The organism is Chryseobacterium sp. HNCC26DJ239 (assembly GCF_057180445.1).
Genome location: NZ_JBXUGJ010000004.1, coordinates 462562 through 484112 on the forward strand (window position 1 = coordinate 462562; position 21551 = coordinate 484112).

Here is a 21551-nt window from a genome sequence, read left to right on the forward strand (position 1 = left end):
GAAATATGAATTTCCATAAAATACAGCAACCTTTTACCAATATATTTCCGGGAGATTTTTCTGGAAATACAATGCAAAGACAAACTCCAAAAGTTTTGTTTTCAACAGTAAATCCTTCAGAATTTGAAAATCCAGAATTGCTTATTTTTAATCATAAATTGGCTGAAGAAATTGGTTTGGGAAGCTTTGATGAAAAACAGGATGTTGGTTTTTTAGTGGGCAATCATTTACCTGAAAATATTAAAACCTACGCAACCGCTTATGCAGGTCATCAGTTTGGAAATTGGGCAGGTCAGTTAGGCGATGGTCGTGCTATTTTTGCTGGTGAAATCATCAATAATAAAGGCGAAAAGAACGAAATCCAATGGAAAGGAGCGGGTGCAACACCGTATTCCAGACATGCCGATGGAAGAGCTGTTTTACGGTCTTCCGTCAGAGAATATTTGATGAGTGAAGCCATGTTTCATCTTCGGGTTCCTACCACAAGAGCGTTGAGTTTGGCTTTAACAGGCGAAGATGTTTTGCGTGATATCATGTATAGCGGAAATCCTCAATATGAAAAAGGAGCAGTGGTGATCAGAACGGCAGAAAGTTTTCTTCGTTTTGGTCATTTTGAATGGCTGTCTGCTCAAAAAGAGACTGAAACTTTAAAGAAATTGGTCGATTTTACCATCGAAAATTATTTTTCTGAAATCTCTTCTGAAGGCGATGAAAAGTATCAAGACTTCTTCAAAGCGATTTGCACAAGAACCGCAGATTTGATGGTAGAATGGTATCGTGTAGGTTTTGTACACGGCGTGATGAATACCGATAATATGTCAGTTTTAGGCTTATCTATAGATTTCGGACCTTACTCTATGTTGGATGAATATGACCTTAATTTTACGCCTAATACAACCGATTTGCCCGGAAGAAGATATGCTTTTGGAAAGCAAGCTCAGATTGCTCAATGGAATCTTTGGCAATTGGCAAACTCGCTATTTCTTATCATTAAAGATGAGAAGTTTTTAGAGAAAACATTAAACGAATTTGGTGATTATTTTTGGCGAAAACACGACGAAATGCTGTGTGCGAAATTTGGTTTTGATGAGCTGAAAAAAGGAGACGACGACTTCTTTACGAATTGGCAAACAGTGATGCAAGATTTGTCTTTAGACTACACGCTTTTCTTTCAGTTTTTAGAAAGATTTGAGGGGGATGAAATTGATATTTCTGAACTTCAAAAAATAGCGTATTCTCCTTTAAGTGCTTCAGAATTAGTTAAATTTAAAAATTTAGTTGAAGCTTACGAATCGAGGCTTTCCGAAAATGTTTTATCTAAAGAAGAGTCTAAGAAATTGATGCAAAAAAACAACGCAAAGTTTATTTTGCGAAACTATTTATTGTATCAATGTATTGAAGAATTGGAAGTGGGAAATCATGAAATGTTGAACAAATTATTGAAGGCTTTAGAAAATCCTTATGAAGAAATTTTCCCTGAGTTTTCCGTAAAAAGACCCGATGGTTTTGATGGTGTTGCAGGGTGTTCTATGCTTTCTTGCAGCTCTTGATTTAAATTTAAAACAAAGACGTCGTAAAAGAGTTTTGTAAATACTTACTTTTGCAGAAATTTAAATTGATGTCTTTGAAGTCAAAATTTATTCATTTTTTTAAAATGATATTTCCTTCTACATGGGTAGAGTTGGGAGTTTTCATTTTTTTTCTAGTTGGCTACGGAATTTTTGGAACTTTCCTGGCGCAACATTATAAAATAGTTTTCGACAGCCGAATTCCTTGGGATGCATACTTTAGCTTTGATAATAAAGCGATTGTAATGACGGGTGGAAGCTTTGAAAGACATCCGCTTTCATGGTATTTTTTCAATTGGATCCGGGAGTTTATATTTTTATTTACTCATAATAAGATGGGGATGGAGTTCCGGCTTTTCCTGGTTTGGATAAGTAATATTGTAGTAAGTTTAAGTATTGTTCAGGTTTATAAATATTTAAAAAATATTATAGGTCTTCCTGTTTTTTTAGGATTGATTTTAGTGCTGTTTTTTGGGTTGTTTTCTACCTGTCTTTTATTGTCTTTTACCCCAGAAACCTATACTTACACGCTTTTGTTACTTGCATCGTTTAATTATTATTCTGCGGTAAAGCTTAAGAAAAATGGTAAAATTTCGGGTCTATCGCTCGTTCTGGGCTCAAGTTTAATTGGTGGGTTAACGGTCACGAATATTGTTAAAGTTTTTATCCCTGTACTTTTTGAAAAGAACCTGTTCCGAAGCTGGAAAAATTTTGGTTTTGCTGCGCTTAGAGTTTCGGTTTCTTGTATTATTTTTATTCTTTTATATTTGAATAGAATTAATTTCAAGTACGAAAACATCCTGTCCAAATCTGGTGAGCAATACGAAAAGTTTTCTAATGTAAATTCTACTCCTGTTTGGGATATGATTTATTCTTACTTTTTCGGTGGAAATATTCTTTTTCCTGGCTTTTTTATCAGAGAGAAACATAATATGCAAGGGTTTTATTATAAAGCTCTGTTTATGGATGTTTACACTTCTTTTGTACCTTATATTTTTATTGGTTTACTGGTGGTTTTAATTTTTTGGAGTTTTGCTAAAAATTTTAGAAATAAATTAGTACAAATTCTGATGCTTTCTTTCGTTGTTGATATTTTAATACATTGTGTTTTCAGATTTGGCTTGCATACATCTTATATTTATGGGGGTCATTTTGTATTTGTCTATCCTTTGCTTTTGGGTTGGCTTTTTTACGCTTACCGCAAGTCTCGAAATATGATGTCACTCTTTACAGCGGTGCTACTTGTGATGACGGTTTATTTGGGGATAAATAATTATTATCGAATGACAGAGTTTCTAGATTTTGTTAATACATATTACTAGAAAAGAAAAACGTCCGCAACTTGCGGACGTTTTTTATATTTTTACATTAAAGTTTATTTAGCTTCAGAACAGAAAATTCTGTATTGCACAGAAGAGGCAGATTTAAAATACTCTCTTACCTTTGCCAAATCACTCGCAGCACTCTGTTTAGAGAAATAACTTCCGGCTAAAATCTTGTAATTGGGTCTTAGAGAAGCATCGGTTTCCACTTTTAGATTTGGGAACCTTTTTCTGAAATACATCTTTACTTCGTTGGCTTCTTCATTGCTCTTTACAGTAGTAATCAAGATTTTATAACCCAAAATCTTTGGGTTTTTCTTGCAAATTTCAGCATTTGTAAGTTCACGACTTGGAACAAGAATTTTTGCTGGTTTTTTTACTTCTTCACTCGTATTTCCATAAGATTTTCCGTAGACATTCTTCTCGCAACGGTCTTCAAGATCGTTCAAGGCATCCTCCACACGAGCGTCCATCGTTAGAACCAACTCGGTTCCGGAAATAGTGTCTCTTTTTACAACTTGCTGTGCATCAACGTAATTAATGCTACATAAAGCATAAATTGAAAATATCGCAATAATTTTTTTCATTTAAAAGCTTGTTTCGGCAAAGTTATAAATAATAAAAAACATACCAAACATGGTTATTTAGAATAGTTACAAATTAAACACAAATGACATTTTACCCTTTTCGGTGTTCGTTAAAATCTTCTTAAAAATGTTATTTTTGCGGAATTGATTACATATTCAATAATTACTAACATAAGATAATTTAAATGATTAGTTGGAGAAAGCATTACAAAAAAACGTTGATTGCAATTGGTTTGTTGCTATCAACAAGTGCTTCAATTTACGGGCAAGACGGCGATCCTAAAGCAGGAGAGACACTTTTCAAAGCAAATTGTACAGCATGTCACGCTTTAGACAAGCAGGTAGTGGGACCGGCACTGAAAGGTGTGGTAGAAAGATTGAAGTCTGAGCAGGGGCTAGAAAAAGATTGGCTTCATAAGTGGATTAAAGACAACAAGGCGCTAAGAGCTTCTGGTGACAAGTATGCCAATGAAGTTTTTGAAAAATTTAATAAGACTGAAATGCAGGTCTTTCCAAATCTTTCGGATGCGGATATCGACAACATCTTAGCTTACACAACTAATCCTCCTGTAGAGGAGCCGAAGAAGACTGCTACGTCGGAAGCGGGAGGAACGGCAACTGATGCTGCGGCTGCGCCTCAAGACAAAACGGTTACTAACATTATGATCATTTCACTTTTAGCTATCGCGGGTCTTTTAGTTTGGATTTTATTAAAACTAAGACAGTTGGTGAAATTAGGACAGTCTGAAGAATTATCAGGTCTTAATGAGCAAAGAGTAAAATCGTTCAGCGAAATCTATGCTAAATACCAAATGGTAGGTAAAGGGCTTCTTGCAATCCTTGCAATCCTTGCTGCTTATGGTGTTTGGAACTGGATCATGTGGATCGGTGTTTATAAAGGATACAAGCCTGAACAACCAATCTACTTCTCTCACAAAATTCACGCAGGAGAAAATAAAATCGATTGCCAACTTTGTCACTCAAGTGCAAAATATGGTAAGGTTTCTGAGATTCCTTCAATGAATGTTTGTATGAACTGTCACCGTACAATCTCTGAGTACAATGCAGAGCATTATATGGAGCCAGGAAAAGACAAGGCGTTCTATGATGGAGAAATTCAAAAGATTTATGCTGCGACAGGATGGGATCCTGCAAAACAGCAATACACGGGTAAAACTCAGCCAGTAGAATGGACGAGGATTCACAACATGCCAGATTTCGTTTACTTCAACCACTCTCAACACGTTGTGGCAGGTGAGAAAGCAATCATTAATTCTTTCAACAAGAAGAATCCTGATAACAAAATTGACGTAGTTTGTAAAGCTTGTCACGGTAAAATTGACACGATGAACGTGGTGCAAATGGCAAATGATTTCACTATGGGATGGTGTATCGAATGTCACAGAACTACTGAAATCGATATGACGAATGGTTATAATAAAGAATACTTCAAGAATCTACACGACAAGTTGAAAAAACAATATCCTCAGGATGGTGGTAAGATCACAGTAGATGCAATTGGAGGTCTTGAGTGTGGTAAATGTCATTATTAATAACAAAAAATTAGAAGTATAAATGGCTTCAAATAAAATACAATTCAGAAGTATTCACGAACTTAAAGATCCAGCTTTGAATAATAAGCTGGCTCTGAAAGAGTTCCAAGAAGAAATTCCGGTAGAAGATTTCCTAGATAAAGCACAGAGTAGCGATGCGGGAACTTCAAGAAGAGATTTCTTAAAACTTTTAGGTTTTTCAACAGCTGCCGTTACTTTGGCAGCGTGCGAAGCACCGGTAATTAAAACGATACCTTATGTAGTAAAACCGCACGATATTATTCCGGGCGTTCCTAATTACTACGCTTCAACTTATTTTGATGGGTTCGATTTTGCTAGTGTTTTGGTAAAAACTAGAGAGGGAAGACCAATTAAAATTGAACCAAACCCAGTTGCTGGAGATTTAGGTAAAACTAATGCAAGAGCACAAGCAAGCGTACTTTCACTTTATGATAATGATAAAGTAAAGCAGCCAAAACTTGATGGGAAAGACGAAACTTTCGATAAAGTTGATGATTTCGTTATTAAAGGTTTAGAAGAAGCTAAAGCTTCAGGAAAAAGAATCGTTCTTTTATCTCAATCTTTTGCTTCACCTACATTCAAAAAATTATTTGCAGAATTTAAGGCGAAATATCCTACTGCAGAATTAATAACATACGATGCATTTCCTTACAGTGCGGCTTTAGATGCAGCACAAGAGGTTTTCGGAACTAGAGCATTGCCAGTTTATGACCTTAAAGGTTCTGAATTGGTTGTGGCTTTCCAAGCAGATTTCTTAGGAGATTACAATGCATCAAGCTTAGAATCTTCTTACGCAGCAGCAAGAGTTCCTGGGGCTACAATGTTGAGACACATTCAGGTTGAATCTAATATGTCTTTAACAGGTGCAAACGCTGACTCTAGAATTAGTTTAAAACCAAGCGCAGTAAACAAAACTTTGGTTGAAGTTTACAACGCAATCGTTGGTGGTGCAGCTCCTGCAAGTAAAGAAGCTGCGGAAATTGCTAAAGAACTTCAAGCTAAAGGAAACAAAGCTGTAGTTTTCGCAGATGGTTCTAAAGGTGCGCAAGTTTTAGCACACTTAATCAACCAAAAATTAGGATCTGTAGCATTCACTGGTAAAGCAAACTTCCTTAAAGAATTTAACAAAGCTAGATTTGAAGAATTCTTAGGATGGGTAAACGGTGGACAAGTTGGAGTTCTAATTACAAATAACGTAGATCCTATCTATTCTTATCATAAAGGGGAAGATTTCAAAAAATCTTTAGCAAAAGTTCCTTACGTAGTTGCTGTTGCAGATAAGAAAAACGAAATGTATAAAGCAGCTAAAGCTGTAATTCCTGTAGCGAACTGGCTAGAATCTTGGGGAGATATTGAACCTCAAACTGGAGTTTATACATTAATGCAGCCTACAATCCAGAAAATCTACAAATCTAGACAGATTGAAGAGTCTTTATTGGTTTGGAAGAATGGTAAAAACAACGCTGCTAATAATTATTATGATTATTTAAAAGCGAATGCAGGTACAATCTTAGGAGGTACTTCATTCAACAAAGCTTTATATAATGGTTTTGTAGCTACTGCAAACGCAACAATGCTTTCATATGCGGGCGGAAACGCTGCTCAAGCGGTTGCAGAATTGTCTGGCTTTAAAGCTTCAGAACTAGAATTAGTTCTTTATACTAAGACTTCTATTGGTGATGGTACACAAGCAAACAACCCTTGGTTGCAAGAATTACCAGATCCAATCACAAGAATGGCTTGGGATAATTATCTTACAATTTCTCCAAAAGATGCTGAAAAGTTTGAAATTGAAAACGATCTAAACGCAAGAATGCAGTTAGATGGTTCAATTGTAAACATTACAGTAAACGGAGTAAAACTTGAGAATGTTCCTGTATTCATTCAGCCAGGTCAAGCAGAAGGTTCTGTTGGTTTAGCTTTAGGATATGGTAAGAAAAACTCAGGAGCAACTGCAGATACAGGGGTAAATGCTTACCCAGTATTCGATGGTTCAAACTTGGCTATTTCAGGTGTGAAAATCGAAAAAACCGGTGAAGATCACGAATTTGCAGGGATTCAGCTTCAAAATACATTGATGGGTCGTTATGAAATTGCAAAAGAAGTTCCTTTGGCAGATTTCATTAATGTTCCTTTCGATGATGAGCATAAAGGATGGAACAAACCATTGGAGTATCACACAATTAGTGGAGCACTTCCTGCAGGTAAAATCGATCTTTGGGATGCTTTTGATGATACAGATGGACCTCACTTCAACTTATCTGTAGACTTGAACTCTTGTACAGGTTGTGGAGCATGTATTATTGCTTGTCAAGCTGAAAACAACGTTCCAGTTGTAGGTAAAGAAGAAATCAGAATGTCTAGAGATATGTATTGGTTAAGAATTGACCGTTACTATTCTTCTAAACAAAAGGTAGAGGTTTACGAAGGATTGAAAGAAGGTATGGCAGTTCCTGAATTGTACGGAACTAAAATCCCTGGTATGGCAAGCGAAGGTGCTTTAGAAAACCCAGCTGAAAATCCAGATGTAATCTTCCAACCGGTAATGTGTCAACATTGTAACCACGCGCCATGTGAAACAGTTTGTCCGGTAGCGGCAACTTCACACGGTAAGCAAGGACAAAACCACATGGCTTACAACAGATGTATTGGTACAAGATATTGTGCAAACAACTGTCCTTATAAAGTGAGACGTTTCAACTGGTTTACTTATAACCTAAATGATCGTTTCGACTTCAATATGAACAACGATTTAGGAAGAATGGTTCTTAACCCAGACGTTGTTGTAAGAACGAGAGGGGTAATGGAGAAATGCTCTATGTGTATCCAAATGACACAAACTACTATTCTTGAAGCTAAAAAAGCGGGTAGAAAAGTAAAAGATGGTGAGTTCCAAACAGCTTGTTCAGCAGCTTGTTCTACAGGTGCAATGAAGTTTGGTGACATGAATGACAAGGAGTCTGAAATTAGAAAGCTATATTCTGGTAACAGAAGATATCATTTACTTGAAGAGATTGGAACAAAACCAAATGTGTTCTATCACGCAAAAGTAAGAAACAGAGTAGAAAAATAAAGTTTAAATAATAAATAGGTAAAAAATGTCAGGACATTACGAAGCTCCGATAAGGGAACCTCTAATTATTGGTCACAAAACTTATCACGATATCACTGAAGATATCGCACGTCCTATAGAAGAAAGAGCAGGGAAATTATGGTGGATTTCATTGTATGCTGCTTTAGTTCTTTTCATCTACGGATTTGGGTGTATTGCTTACACAATTGGTACAGGTATTGGATCATGGGGGCTTAACAGAACTATTAACTGGGGTTGGGATATTACCAACTTCGTATGGTGGGTAGGTATCGGTCACGCCGGGACCCTAATCTCCGCAGTATTATTATTATTTAGACAAAGATGGAGAATGTCTGTAAACAGATCTGCAGAGGCGATGACGATCTTTGCGGTTGTACAGGCAGCGATCTTCCCGGTAATTCACATGGGTAGAGTTTGGGTAGGTTATTGGGTATTCCCATTGCCAAACCAATTCGGTTCTCTTTGGGGGAACTTCAACTCTCCACTACTTTGGGACGTATTTGCGATCTCTACGTATTTCTCAGTATCTACAGTATTCTGGTTCATGGGTCTTATTCCAGACTTTGCAATGATCAGAGATAGAGCAAAAACTCCTTGGACTAAGAAAATCTATACGCTTCTTGCGTTTGGATGGGGAGGAAAAGCAAAACACTGGCAAAGATTCGAAGAACTTTCTTTGGTTCTTGCAGGTTTAGCAACTCCGCTAGTATTCTCGGTACACACTACGGTATCATTTGACTTCGCAACTTCAGTAATCAAAGGATGGCACTCAACAATCTATCCTCCTTACTTCGTAGCGGGAGCAATCTTCTCAGGATTCGCAATGGTACAGACGTTATTGTTAGTAGCAAGAAAAGTTTGTCACCTTGAAGATTATATTACAATGTATCATATTGAAATTATGAACATCGTAATTATCCTTACAGGAGGTATGGTAACGGTAGCATACGCAACAGAATATTTCATCGGATGGTATTCAGGGTCTAGATTTGAAGATTTCACATACCTTTCTCCAGGTGCAGCTGTAGGACCTTACTGGTGGGCATTCTGGTCGTTGATTATCTGTAACCTTGTTGTACCAGCATCTTTCTGGTTCAAGAGATTAAGAACAAACATTATCTGGACGTTTATCGTAGCTTTAATCATCAACATTGGTATGTGGTTCGAGCGTTTCGATATCATCGTAATCAACCTTTCGAGAGATTACTTACCAGGATCTTGGACGATGTTTAAACCAACGATTATTGACGTAGGTGTATATTTAGGAACTATTGGTTTCTTCTCAGTATTATTCTTACTTTATGCAAGAACATTCCCTGTAATTGCACAGGCTGAATTGAAATCGATTTTGAAAATCTCAGGTGAAACTTATAAAGCAAAAGAAGGAGATGAGCACCACTAAAATTGTATACGGACTTTATGCCGATGACGACGATTTGATGAACGGCGTTAAAGCATTCAACGATAAAGGAATCGCAATCAACGAAGTTTATACTCCGTTTCCGGTTCACGGTCTAGACAAAGCTTTAGGCCTTAAGAAAACTAGAATTTCTGATGCAGCATTTTTATATGCGCTTTATGGAGTTACAATCGGTGCAACGATTACTTGGTATGTGATGAATCACGATTGGCCTCAAAATATTGGTGGTAAACCTGCTTTTGATTGGGCTCACAATATGCCAGCTTTCGTAGTTCCAATGTTCGAATTAATGGTTTTCTGTGCAGCGCACATGATGTCATTAACTTTCCTAGTAAGAAATAAAATGTATCCAGGAGCTCCGGCGCAAAACCCAGATCCTAGAACTACAGACGATAAATTCTTAATGGAATTTGTAACAGATGACGTAGAGTCTGTAAAACAACTTCTTATTGAAACTGGAGTAGAAGAAATAACTGTAAAAGATGCTTAAGATGAAGAATAATATTTTAAAAATTACAGCCGTTTTAGGTATTTCAGCAGCATTGTTTAACTCTTGCGGACCAAAGGAAAATACACCATTGGTGTACTTCCCGGATATGTATTTCCCAGTAGCTTACGATCCATTGATGAAAGCTCAAGATGCATATTCTGATCACGAAAATGAAATTCCTGCTTTCGTAAGAAACAATGGAGCTACAGGTCTTTCTCCAGTAGAAGGTACAGTTTCTCAAAATAAGGATGGTGTTTTTGCCGAAGGTAAACTTCCAAAAACCCCAGATGAATATAACGCTGGTTATGACGCATCTAAAGCTGTAACAGCTTCTCCTCTAAACCCTGCAAATGCAGAAAAGGATCTTGAAAGAGGTAAGTTCTTGTTTGAGCGTACTTGTTCAGCTTGTCACGGTGTAGCAGGAGATGGTCAAGGGCCAATCGTACAGAGTGGTGCTTACCAAGGTGTACCAAATTATGCAGACAGAGAAATCACTGTTGGATCTGTGCATTATGTATTAACTAACGGTAGAAATGCCATGGGATCTTACGCAGGACAATTGAATCCTGGTGATAGATGGAGAGTGGCAATGTATGTAATGAATACCTTCAAGAAAGGAGCAGCAGCACCTGCAGCGGCACCGGCTACTGAAGCAGCAGCAACTACTGAATCTACTGAAACTAAAAAATAAGAAAAGAAATGTATAGTTTTTCACCAAAATTAAAATCAACTTCTATAATACTTCTTGTTGTAGGTTTAGTGCTTTTCGGAATTGGTTTCTTTATGAATAAAGGAATTAGTACAGAGAAGATCAACGAAATGATGGAGGCGGTTCATTCTGCTGGTCACGATGCACCTACACATTCTAGCCAAATGGTAGGTCCGCAGGATCACGAAGCTCACTTAGAGCACGCGACTTTGCAGATTAAAAATTCACCTTTGGCATCGATTCATTTTGTAGCAGTATTTTTCTTCGGAGTTAGCTGTTGTGTACTATTCTTCTATTGTATTCAGCATGCAGCTCACGCAGGATGGCCAATTATTATTACTAGAGTAATGGAAGCTATTGCTTCTTACATTCCTTGGGGAGGTATTATTCTTGTAATTATTATGATTCTGAATATTACACATAATGGGCATCTTTTCCACTGGATGGATCCTGAATTAACAGACCCTGAATCTGCTCATTTTGATGTGATTTTATTCGAAAAGAGAATTTTCTTAAATATTCCTTTCTACGCAATCAGAACGATTATTTATGTAGCGGGAGCATCTTTCTTCGCTTGGAAACTTAAAGCACAGTCTAAGAAAGTAGACGAAACTAAATCTCTTGTTGAGTATCAGTATCTTTACAGATGGGCTGTAGGTTATATCGCATTCTTCGGGTTTGCTTCTGCAGCTTGGGCTTGGGATTGGTTGATGTCTATTGACCCTCACTGGTATTCTACAATGTATATCTGGTATTCAATGGTTAGCTGCCTTTCAAGTGGTATTGCGGTAATCATCCTTTTAAGTGTTTATTTAAAGAAAAATGGTTTCTTACCACAGTTTAATGATAATCACTTGCACGATTTAGGAGTATTCCTATTCGCTACAAGTATGCTTTGGACGTATACATGGTTTGCTCAATTTATGCTGTACTGGTATGCGAACATTCCGGAAGAAGTAAATTACTTCTTTGGAAGATTCCAACATTACTCACCAACTTTCTTACCAATGTTGATCATCAACTTCCTTTTACCTTTATTGGTTTTAGTAAGTAGCAGCATCAAGAGAAATTACAAAGTGGTTACTACAATGGCAGTAGTTGTTATCTGTGGTCACATTTTAGATTACTTTAATATGGTAATGCCAGGAACAGTTGGTCCTTATTGGAAAACTCCAGAAGTATTCTTACTTGTTGCAGGATCTATTTTATTCGTTGCAGGTTTATTTATGTTTACAGTGCTTACTGCATTATCTAAACTAAAACTTATTCCTACAGGAAACCCTTTCCTACACGAATCAGAAATTTACGAATATCCTTTCTAAGGTTTCGTAACAAAATATACTTTAAAAAGACTGATCTTTATGATCGGTCTTTTTTTTTGATCAAAAGCAGGCAACCATTTTTTATTTTTGTTGTCTTTAAAATAAATAACCATAAACAATCAATATGAATTTTAAAATTAAAATTGCAACGCTTCTTATTTTTGTAGTGAATTTTTTCTATTCACAGACTACCACATTGGTTTCGCAGAAAACCAACCTTCCGATTCCCAAAATCACTGTTTTTAGTAAAGAAGGAGATATTGTTGCTTTTTCTGATATTGATGGAAAAATAGACCGTTCTGCTTTAAAGCACGATGAGGAAAACTTCAAACTTGTTTACGATAATCTTGCTTTGGCAGAATTATCATTCGAAGAAATGAATAAAGATGTAGTAAAGTTGAATGATCGAGTACGAGAAATTGAGCAAGTAATTGTAAAGAAAACAAAGCCTGCTAAATATTTCTTAATTAAGGGGAATTTTAATTCATATGTAGTTGTAAATAATAAATTGAATTGCTACGTAGATGGAGTTGTTACTTATGTTTTCGATAATAAATCTAAAAAGGTTAAAAGTACAAATATTGAGCAGTACAGAATTTTTTGGTTAGAAAGTGCAGCTAATGAATTTAGAAAGATGGGTTCTTGGGATTATAGTTCTTCTTTAGAACTTCCAAAATTGAAAGATGTAGGAAATATTTATGATTATAAGTCTAAGAAGGCAAAAATAAAAGAGTTGAAAGGCTCTGGAAAAGATCAAATGGAAATAACAGGTGAAGCACTTCAGGATAAGGAATTTAGTATTTTGGGGCTTCGTCTTTTTGATGTAAAGACTATTCTGAATTTATCTTATGAGAAAGATTCTAAAAAGACATTAAGAGACTTTATTGAAAGCAATGAAATTTACTTTATGAAGTTAAAACATAAGACTGAAGAAAATTATAATCAAGTTGTTGTATATAAAAATTTTAATGCTCTTGAAATTGATTTTAGTAACTCAAATGACACTCCTAAAGTGAAGTATGATAAAACTAAAAGCAACTACACCACAAAATACTGGGAAGATGCGTCTTTTCCAAATATGCAAACTATTTTCAGTTCGTTCTTCAAAGAAGATTTAAAGGAAAAAGAAAACGTAAAATAAAAAAAGCACTCATATAAAAGGTTTTATTAAATTTGCAACAAATCAGCAGCAAATGAAAAAGGTTACCTTTTTACTCATGTTCAGTTTAGCATTGCTTACTTCATGTAAGAAAGATCATGTAGATGCAAGTTCTACTCAGGCTTTACAGTCGAGTATCAACGATATGGCATCTAGTCTCAATACCATTCAACAAATTAAGTTTAATGAGGCTTTATACGTACTTAAAACCTTCGGTGTAGAAGCAGATGGGGACGTAAATGAATTAAAAGCATTAGGAAAACTTATTGATGGAAAAAAAGTTCCGGAAATCTTAGCTCTCGCCGATCAGGTTGCGCAGCAAAATGGTATGGATTGGTCTAGTACAGCACCTCCTTCGTTAGGAGAAATGGATATTTTTGGAGATCTTAATCCTAAAGAGGTAGACGCAAACGACGTACGCGCAAGTTCTATGAATATTCTTACGAGATATTCTGGAGATCAAGGCGATGGTCCTACAGCGGTTCAGATTATTCCTAAATTAGTAGATACAGCAGGAAATCCTGTAACATTTACTGGGGCTACATTAGAAACGACTTTGGAAGTTTTCAATAACGGAGTAAAATTATCTACAGCAAGAAACATTATGCAGGATAATAACTTTAAAGGGTTTCATCTTAAATTTTCATCGCTTCCTGCAGAGAAAGTTATTGATGGTAAAGTAGACATCACGCTTACCGTAAAAACCTCTGGCAAAACAATTAGGATGTCTAAAATTGGGTTAGAAGTAAACTCAAACGCATTAAGAGTTCCAGAACCACCAAAAGTAGATTCTTTAGAAGTGGTAGATCCTGCAACAGTAGATCCAAACGCTCCTACAACAACGGTTACAGATCCAAATGCGGTTCCTGCAACGCCAAAACAACCTACTGCAGATCCAAAAACTACAGTTACTAAGTTTCTAAACAATGTAAGTTCTCAAAACTTAAAAGCAGCATTCGATGCATCAAGCAATCCAAATTGGGGAAGTTATGATGCATTCTCGAACACAACTTCTGGTTTTGGTGCGGTGAAGAGTGTTTCTGTTAAAAATATTACGACCAACGCTTCTAACTCAAATGCTGCAAGTGTAAACGCAACATACGATGTTACCGATAAAAACGGAAAAACAACAGCTTTGAAAGTAACTTTCGGCTTGAAAAATGTAAACGGCGACTGGAAAATTTCTAGCTACAAAATCAATCCTTAAATGGCATCTGCAGAGCTTATTCATAAACTGAACAATACCATTGAAAATATCCCTGATTTTCCTATTGAAGGAATTCAGTTTAAAGATATTTCGACCATTTTTTTAGATCATGTACTGTATAAAGAAGTGATTGATGACTTGGTAAAGTTCAGTAAAGGTAAAATAGATGCGGTTTGCGGAATCGAAAGTCGTGGCTATCTTTTTGGGATTGCCATTGCTGTTGCTCTGGAAGTTCCTTTTATTTTGATTCGAAAAGCAGGAAAACTTCCGCCACCCGTTATTGCAGAAAGTTATGATTTGGAATATGGAAGCGCCATTATCGAAACTCGTGAAGGGCAAATACAACCCGGACAAAGAATTCTTATTCACGATGATCTTTTAGCAACTGGTGGAACGACTGAAGCGGCTGCAAAATTGGTAGAAAAGCAAGGGGCAACGGTTTCGCAATTCAGTTTCTTAATCGGGCTTAAAGGCTTAAATGGTGAAGACAGACTTAAGAAATTCAACGCTGAAGTGTATCATATTTTAGAATATTAATACTTAAATTCAACAATCCCTGCAAAGTATTTTGTAAATCTCTAAGAAACAATTAAATTTGCAGTTCAATTTTTTAAAATTTTATGGCAAAATTGGGAAACAATGCTCCAAACGAGCAGGAAGGAAAAGAAACAGTGGAATTCTTTAAAGAACTCGACAGAGAAGCTTTAAACACAGAAAAATTCCTTGAAAAATATGCAAAACCATTGGGAGGTATCTTTGTGGTATTGGTTTTAGGTGTTTTAGGATACTTTGGATACCAACAATTTGTGGTGGCTCCAAAAAATGCAGAAGCGGTAAAAACATATCTTTCGGCACAGAAAAACCTTACTGAAGGTAAAGATAAAGAAGCTCTAGGAGGGAAATCTGCTGCTAATCCTGGGTTTTTAGGAACTTATGATGAGTATTCTTCTACAAAAGTTGGAAAATTGGCAGGATACAATGCCGCTCTTTTAAAATTTAAAGAAGGAAAATATCAGGAAGCTTATGATTTGATGGATAAATTTTCTTCGGATAATAAGACTTTAGTTGCAATGAAATATGGTGTAATGGCAGATGCACAATCTGGTCTTAACAAAAATACAGAAGCATTAAGCCTTTTAGACCAAGCAATTTCTGCTGCAGACGATCCTTATACTGAATATTATTTTACAAGAAAAGCAGGTATTTTAGCTTTAGGATTAAAGAAAAATGCAGAAGCAAAAAAGTATTTTACAACAATCGACGAGAAATATCAGGATTACGACAACGGAATGTCTGATTCTTATATCGAAATGTCTAAATATTTAAACTAAAACATGGCAACAGTTAATCTTTCAGATTATAAGCCACTTAATATATCCAATGCCGAAGATTTTTCTATCGGCATTGTTTTTTCTGAGTGGAACGATTTTATAACGTACAACCTTCGCGATGCGGCGATTGAAATTCTTGAAAAAGAAGGTGTAAAAAAAGAAAACATCAAGCTTTTCCCAGTTCCGGGTGCTTTTGAGCTTAACTATGCAAGTATGCAGCTTTGTAAAGAGAGAAAGTATGATGCTATAATCTCTATTGGATGCGTTATTCGTGGTGAAACTCCTCACTTCGATTATGTTTGTTCGGCAGTTGCACAAGGTATTAAAGATTGTAATATTCTTACAGATACGCCTACCATTTTCTGTGTTCTTACAGACGATACCAAAGAACAATCTATCGCAAGAAGTGGTGGAGATTTGGGCAATAAAGGTGTTGAAGCCGCTGTTACAGCTTTAAGAATGGTAGATTTTAAAAGAAATCTTTCAGGGAAAAAAGGAAGTATTGGTTTCGGACAATAAACCAAGAACTTATAGAAATAGAAAAGGAGCTTTTTAAGAGCTCCTTTTTTTATGGATTTTAATTTTCTATTAAATGCGGGACAAACCTACTTTGGTTGTTGGTAATGAGATTTACGCTTTCTCTAATGCCAATTCCGGCAGGTTCTTGCCCAATTACCCAACTTCCGATTACAGGATAATTTCCTGATAAATTTGGCAACTCAAACAAAGCTTGGTAAATGAAGCCATTTTTGGCATAATCACCATGATTTTGCTCAATAATTACCTGGTCTTTATGTAGGCTTACATTGGCTCCTTCTCGGGAATAAATTGGCTTTTTTACGTAGTTTTTTAAATCTTTAGGCTCAAAATAGCACTCCAAAAGATAAGGATGATCGGGGTACATTTCCCAAAGAATGGGTAAAATGGCTTTCGAGGAAAGTAAAATCTTCCATGATGGTTCTATCCATTGAGATCTGAAATCGTTTTTAACAAGTTTTTCTCCAAAACCATCTTCCAAAATCCATTCGTAAGGGTAGAGTTTAAAAATATACTCCATGATGCTGTTGTCTGCAGCAATAAATTCTGAAATATCTTCTGCCCAGCCAATGTCTTGAATTGGTATAAATTCGGTTTCGAAACCAGCTTGTGTAGCACAATCTCTTAAATATTCTACATTGGTAACATCTTCAATATTCGTTAATGAAGAAAAATAGACGTAGTGAGGGTTCATGTATTTTTTAAGATACGTCCAATAATCAACCAATTTTTCATGTATAGAATTGAATTGATCTTTTCCCGGAAACATTTCTTGCAACCAATACCACTGAATAACGGATGCTTCGTACAAAGAAGTCGGCGTGTCTGCATTAAACTCCAGAAGTTTTAAGTTTTTGCCATCAAAACCAAAATCGAATCTTCCGTAGATTGATGGATGGTCTTCTTCCCAACTTGTAATAATATATTTTCTAAAATATTCAGGAATGTTGAATTGATCCCAGAGATTTTTTTCAATAACATAATCAACAGCTTCAAGGCACATTTGCCAAAGTTCTGCGGTTGCTTTTTCTATCGTGTTAATTTCATCCATAGAAAACTCGTAGTAATGACTTTCGTCCCAATAAAGTCCTTCTAGAGAATGATAACCAAAACCTAAATTTTCAAGCTTATGTTCCCAGTTTTTTCTGAATTGTGATGGTATTCTTTTCATAGTTTTATGATGATGCTCTGAAGCCGCTTCTGCCAAGATTACCTCTTACTACATTTCCTTTATAGGAGCTTCTTCCGATATTAGATTTTGAACTGATGGCATCGCTGTAATATCCTGTTCTGCGATATGCACCGTTACTATATGCACCGTAAGGTCTAAAGGCGTGATACCAAAAGAAACCCGGCATAAAACCATGTGATCTCGTATAGGAAGCCGTAGAATCTGAGCGCATATATACCTTTTTTTCGTTTTTCCATTCGTCTTTAGGTTTTTCTTGTGCACAAGCAGCAAGAATTCCTGTTACGAACAGCAACTGTATAGATTTCGATTTTTTCATTACTGTACGGTGATATAAAATTCGTAATCTTTTTTCACATTGGTGGTGTGCTCGTTCCCGTTTTCGTCTTCAATGGTTTGCAAAGAATCTCCCAACGCCGGAATGGTGTCTCTTTTTATTATTTCTTTAAAAAGTTTATGGTCTTTCCAGATTTTATGTTTTGTAACAAGAACATCTGCAGAATCTATATGTTGTACAGAAAGTTCGGTTTCTACAGCAGATTTTTTATCTACACTGTTTACTTCGTCTTCCTTATATTCTTTCTCTTCGCAAGCCGAAGTTATCATTAATCCAGATAAAAGAATGGCAATCTTAATTTTTCTCACTTTAGTTATAAATTTTTTACAAAAATATTATTTAAAATTTTAAATTTACTTCCTATAAAATAATAATTTATGAAATGGACAGACGATAGAAGTGATAATGTAGACGACAGACGTGGTTCTGGAGGAGGTGGAGCCATCGTAGGAGGTGGTTTAGGAACCATTATCATTGCGGCGATTATTTTCTTTCTAGGAGGAGATCCTTCATCGGTGCTTTCTTCTGGTGGAAGCTCTTCTATGCCACAGACGGAGCAGAGAGAACTTACCCAAAATGAGCTTCAGATAAGAGAATTTGTAAAAATGATTACGGCTGAAAACGAGGAAACCTGGGCAAAAATCTTCAACGAAAACGGGATGAGCTACAAACCCGCAAAAGTTGTTTTGTTTGAAAATACAACATCTTCCGGTTGTGGAACCGCCCAATCTGCAATGGGACCATTTTATTGTCCGGCAGATCAAACGGTATATATGGATATGAGCTTTTTTAATGAGCTACAATCCAGATTTGGCGCAAAGGTTACAGAATTTACCATTGCTTACGTAATGGCACACGAAATGGGGCATCACGTTCAAAATCTTTTAGGCGTTTTGTCTGAAACAAATAAAGCAAGAACGAGCGGACAGTATTCTGAAACGCAGATGAACAAAATATCTGTCGCAACAGAGCTTCAAGCAGATTTTTATGCGGGAGTTTGGGCAAGATATTCTAATGAAAGAGAAAAGTTCTTAGAACCGGGTGATTTAGAATCTGCCGTGGAAGCTGCAGAAGCAGTAGGAGACGATAATATCCAAAAAAGGTCACAAGGTTATGTAAACCAGGAAAGCTTCACGCATGGCTCTTCTGCGCAGCGTAAAGAATGGTTTATGAAAGGCTACAACTCTGGAGACATCAAACAAGGAAATACATTTCAACAACTGAGATAGTATTAAGCTTAAAAAAATAGAAAACCTGTATTGCTTGGAAGTAATACAGGTTTTTTTTGATGTTGAAAATTCTCATAACAAATGCGACATATCATCTATTTGTTTGTATTTAAGGCTTGGTATAGCTGTTTTTAGCCACCAAAAATTCGCCTTCAAAACTATTATTGGTTTTAAATTTTGTTTTTAAAGTAGTTCTCCAGTTTTTTTCGTTAGGAGATGGGATATATACTGCAAAATGTAAATGCGCAGCTTTGCTAAAACCGGTATTTCCGCTTAAGGCTAAGACATCTCCTTTTTCTACTATTTGTCCGGCTTTTACTCTTGCACCATATTGTTGCAGATGATAGTATTCGGCAAGGGTTCCATCATCATGAAGAATTGTGATATAATTACCATTTTTGGCGCAGTCTTCAGTAGCACAGCCGCTGTCGTTTTTATCAACCATTTCGATAACCTTTCCGCCTCTTGCTGCAAGAATCGCTGTGCCTTCTGGTAAAGTAAAATCAATTGCATTTTCGCCTTGATGAGAAAAACTTCCGCCATAACCTTGTGACACTTGAAATGTTTTTCCACTTCTGTATGGTAAATCGTACACGTAATTTACGTCGTAATGATGCACAGAAACGTCGCCAATAAATGTTTTAAAAGCAGGCATTTCTACAATACCCCAATTTTTGGTTTTATCGATTGGGTAAAAAGAGATTACTTTGTTTTTACTCGTTTTTGGTGGGAGTATATAAGCCTCTTTTAGACCATCAATCTTCATATTCATTACAATCGGTTGCCCTGAAAATGAAATAGAAACAGGGAAAATTTCTCTATTATCCAAAAAATACGTTATTGTATCTTTGGTGTCATTCAACTCGTAATAGATAATAACATTTGGAAGTGCAAAAACTTCAATGTTAAAAATCGCCATCAGTAAAACAAATATCTTTTTCATAGCCAAATCTTTTTCATTGTTAATTTTAAATAAATCTACAACGAATTGATTGCTACTGCGATATAAATGAGGTAAACAGGCAGATTGTATCGGTGAACAGTGGGTAGAATAAAATTATAAGAGTTATAAATCTTTCATTCTATACCAAACTTTGGGTTTTAAGTTTATGTTTTTTTTTGAAATTTTGTTTATTAAATAGCGGTGTTTTATAATTCTAAAAGTTATAATTTTGCTTGTAAGACCAAAAGTAAAAAATGTACGCTCTTGTAGATTGCAACAATTTTTTTGTTTCCTGTGAAAGAACTTTAGACGAGTCTTTGGAAGGAAAACCGGTCGTTGTTCTTTCGAATAACGATGGTTGTGTTGTGTCTCGAAGCGAGGAGGCGAAGAACTTGGGCATTCCGATGGGAGCTCCTGCGTTTAAGTATAAAGAGCTTTTTCAAAAAGAAAATGTAAAGAGTTTTTCGGCTAAATTTGAGCTGTATAATTATAAAAGTCAGCGTGTTATAGAAATTTCTACTTCTTATGTGGATAAAGCTGATTTTGAGGTGTATTCCATCGATGAACTTTTTCTGGACCTCACCAGTTTTAAATATGTAAACATTTACGATTACTGTTTAAGCATTAGAAACTAAATTTTAGAAAAGGAAAAAATCCCTGTAAGTGTGGGAATTGCACCTACAAAAACGCTTTGTAAAGTAGCGAATAGAATTGTGAAGAAATTTCCTTTACAATTTGACGGGGTTTATATTTTAGATACCCCTCAAAAAATAGAAAAAGCCTTAAAGTGGCTCGATATTGAAGATGTTTGGGGAATCGGAAGGAGACTTGCCGTAAAAATGCGCGATAACGGAGTGTATAAAGCTTGGGATTTGCTTTCAAAACCAGAAATGTGGGTACGCAAAATCATGGGAATTCATGGCGTGAGAATGATTAATGAATTAAAAGGAATCCGCCAACTTGAGCTAGACTCTCCATCGCCAAAAAAATCAATTACGGTGACCAGAAGTTTCATGGAAATGCTCACCAAAAAAGAGGATGTAAGAGAGCGTTTGGAAACTTTTGGAATGTATTGTTCAGAAAAATTAAGAAAGCAAAATACGTGTTGCAAAGTGGTTACGGTTTTTGTGCAAACCAATCGTTTTCGCAAAGATTTACCAGAGTATAAAAATGCAAAATCATTCGTATTATCCAATCCTACAAACTCTTCTATCATTATTGGCAGAGTTGTAAACGATTTGTTTGAAGCGATTTTTGAAGAAGGTTTTCATTACAAAAGAGCCGGAGTTATGGTTAATGATTTTGTGCCTGAAAACGAAAGACTTATCGGGCTTTTTGAACCGGATTTTCAAAATCAGCACCTTCCCATTATGAAAGCAATGGATAAAATGAATAAAAAATATGGGAAAGATAAAGTACGTCTCGGAAGTATGAGCGGACAAAACACGTTCGGCAGAGCACAATTATCCCCTGAATATGAAGCTTTTCTAAAGAATAATACTTTGCCAGAAGCTAATTTTAGGTTTCATTAAA

General features: G+C 36.0%; 21 protein-coding genes. 16 read left to right on the forward strand and 5 right to left on the reverse strand.

Annotated features, from left to right (window positions below):
- Positions 1-5 precede the first annotated feature (5 nt).
- Positions 6-1550, forward strand: coding sequence for a protein adenylyltransferase SelO (locus tag AC2A1D_RS11300; RefSeq protein WP_484043744.1), 1545 nt, complete (start codon positions 6-8; stop codon positions 1548-1550).
- A gap of 68 nt (positions 1551-1618) precedes the next feature.
- Positions 1619-2890 carry a DUF6080 domain-containing protein gene (locus AC2A1D_RS11305; RefSeq protein ID WP_484043745.1) on the forward strand — a complete coding sequence of 424 codons (1272 nt, stop codon included), beginning with the start codon at positions 1619-1621 and terminating at the stop codon, positions 2888-2890.
- Between the two features lie 53 nt (positions 2891-2943).
- Here the strand turns inward: AC2A1D_RS11305 and AC2A1D_RS11310 are convergent, their stop codons facing one another.
- Positions 2944-3477 (reverse strand): SPOR domain-containing protein, encoded by a 534-nt coding sequence (locus AC2A1D_RS11310; RefSeq protein WP_484043746.1) that lies wholly within the window; start codon positions 3475-3477, stop codon positions 2944-2946.
- A 185-nt stretch (positions 3478-3662) separates the two neighbouring features.
- Between AC2A1D_RS11310 and AC2A1D_RS11315 the strand changes: the two genes are divergently transcribed.
- The 11 genes from AC2A1D_RS11315 to ribH all read left to right on the forward strand — a co-directional run bounded on the left by AC2A1D_RS11315 (position 3663) and on the right by ribH (position 16302).
- The gene (locus AC2A1D_RS11315) at positions 3663-5030 is read left to right on the forward strand and encodes a c-type cytochrome (RefSeq protein ID WP_484043747.1); all 1368 of its coding nucleotides are present in this window, start codon (positions 3663-3665) and stop codon (positions 5028-5030) included.
- Between the two features lie 22 nt (positions 5031-5052).
- Complete coding sequence (locus AC2A1D_RS11320; protein WP_484043748.1) at positions 5053-8124, forward strand: TAT-variant-translocated molybdopterin oxidoreductase; 3072 nt, start codon at positions 5053-5055, stop codon at positions 8122-8124.
- A 25-nt stretch (positions 8125-8149) separates the two neighbouring features.
- Positions 8150-9547, forward strand: coding sequence for an NrfD/PsrC family molybdoenzyme membrane anchor subunit (gene nrfD, locus AC2A1D_RS11325; RefSeq protein WP_484043749.1), 1398 nt, complete (start codon positions 8150-8152; stop codon positions 9545-9547).
- Positions 9534-10055 carry a DUF3341 domain-containing protein gene (locus tag AC2A1D_RS11330; protein WP_484043750.1) on the forward strand — a complete coding sequence of 174 codons (522 nt, stop codon included), beginning with the start codon at positions 9534-9536 and terminating at the stop codon, positions 10053-10055. Before nrfD ends, AC2A1D_RS11330 begins: the two co-directional genes overlap by 14 nt.
- Positions 10048-10746: a c-type cytochrome gene (locus AC2A1D_RS11335; RefSeq protein ID WP_484043751.1), complete on the forward strand. Its 699-nt coding sequence runs from the start codon at positions 10048-10050 to the stop codon at positions 10744-10746. The genes AC2A1D_RS11330 and AC2A1D_RS11335 overlap by 8 nt, the downstream gene beginning before the upstream one ends.
- Positions 10747-10754: 8 nt before the next feature.
- Positions 10755-12086: a quinol:cytochrome C oxidoreductase gene (locus AC2A1D_RS11340; RefSeq protein WP_484043752.1), complete on the forward strand. Its 1332-nt coding sequence runs from the start codon at positions 10755-10757 to the stop codon at positions 12084-12086.
- A gap of 124 nt (positions 12087-12210) precedes the next feature.
- Positions 12211-13227 carry a hypothetical protein gene (locus AC2A1D_RS11345; protein WP_484043753.1) on the forward strand — a complete coding sequence of 339 codons (1017 nt, stop codon included), beginning with the start codon at positions 12211-12213 and terminating at the stop codon, positions 13225-13227.
- 52 nt (positions 13228-13279) lie between these two features.
- Positions 13280-14452, forward strand: coding sequence for a hypothetical protein (locus tag AC2A1D_RS11350; protein WP_484043754.1), 1173 nt, complete (start codon positions 13280-13282; stop codon positions 14450-14452).
- Entirely contained in the window at positions 14453-14989 is a 537-nt protein-coding gene (locus tag AC2A1D_RS11355; protein ID WP_484043755.1) for an adenine phosphoribosyltransferase, read from the forward strand.
- Between the two features lie 83 nt (positions 14990-15072).
- Positions 15073-15783 carry a tetratricopeptide repeat protein gene (locus tag AC2A1D_RS11360; protein ID WP_484043756.1) on the forward strand — a complete coding sequence of 237 codons (711 nt, stop codon included), beginning with the start codon at positions 15073-15075 and terminating at the stop codon, positions 15781-15783.
- 3 nt (positions 15784-15786) lie between these two features.
- Entirely contained in the window at positions 15787-16302 is a 516-nt protein-coding gene (gene ribH / locus AC2A1D_RS11365) for a 6,7-dimethyl-8-ribityllumazine synthase (RefSeq protein WP_484043757.1), read from the forward strand.
- 58 nt (positions 16303-16360) lie between these two features.
- On the opposite strand, the gene AC2A1D_RS11370 is transcribed toward ribH, so the two are convergent.
- Genes AC2A1D_RS11370 through AC2A1D_RS11380 form a run of 3 tightly spaced genes read right to left on the reverse strand, consistent with a single transcriptional unit; the run spans position 16361 to position 18154 of the window.
- The gene (locus AC2A1D_RS11370) at positions 16361-17491 is read right to left on the reverse strand and encodes a glutathionylspermidine synthase family protein (RefSeq protein ID WP_484043758.1); all 1131 of its coding nucleotides are present in this window, start codon (positions 17489-17491) and stop codon (positions 16361-16363) included.
- Positions 17492-17495: 4 nt separating this feature from the next.
- A complete protein-coding gene (locus AC2A1D_RS11375; protein WP_484043759.1) occupies positions 17496-17828 on the reverse strand; it encodes a hypothetical protein in 333 nt (110 codons plus the stop codon).
- Positions 17828-18154 (reverse strand): hypothetical protein, encoded by a 327-nt coding sequence (locus AC2A1D_RS11380; protein WP_484043760.1) that lies wholly within the window; start codon positions 18152-18154, stop codon positions 17828-17830. Before AC2A1D_RS11380 ends, AC2A1D_RS11375 begins: the two co-directional genes overlap by 1 nt.
- Positions 18155-18223: 69 nt before the next feature.
- Here AC2A1D_RS11380 and ypfJ point away from each other — a divergent pair, with 69 nt between their 5' ends.
- Positions 18224-19075 (forward strand): KPN_02809 family neutral zinc metallopeptidase, encoded by an 852-nt coding sequence (gene ypfJ, locus AC2A1D_RS11385; protein ID WP_484043761.1) that lies wholly within the window; start codon positions 18224-18226, stop codon positions 19073-19075.
- A gap of 109 nt (positions 19076-19184) precedes the next feature.
- Here ypfJ and AC2A1D_RS11390 read toward each other — a convergent pair whose 3' ends face one another.
- Positions 19185-20018, reverse strand: a complete 834-nt coding sequence (locus tag AC2A1D_RS11390; RefSeq protein WP_484043762.1) for a M23 family metallopeptidase — start codon at positions 20016-20018, stop codon at positions 19185-19187.
- A gap of 254 nt (positions 20019-20272) precedes the next feature.
- Here AC2A1D_RS11390 and AC2A1D_RS11395 point away from each other — a divergent pair, with 254 nt between their 5' ends.
- Entirely contained in the window at positions 20273-20653 is a 381-nt protein-coding gene (locus tag AC2A1D_RS11395) for a Y-family DNA polymerase (RefSeq protein WP_484043763.1), read from the forward strand.
- 30 nt (positions 20654-20683) lie between these two features.
- Positions 20684-21550 carry a DinB/UmuC family translesion DNA polymerase gene (locus AC2A1D_RS11400; RefSeq protein WP_484043764.1) on the forward strand — a complete coding sequence of 289 codons (867 nt, stop codon included), beginning with the start codon at positions 20684-20686 and terminating at the stop codon, positions 21548-21550.
- Position 21551 lies beyond the last annotated feature (1 nt).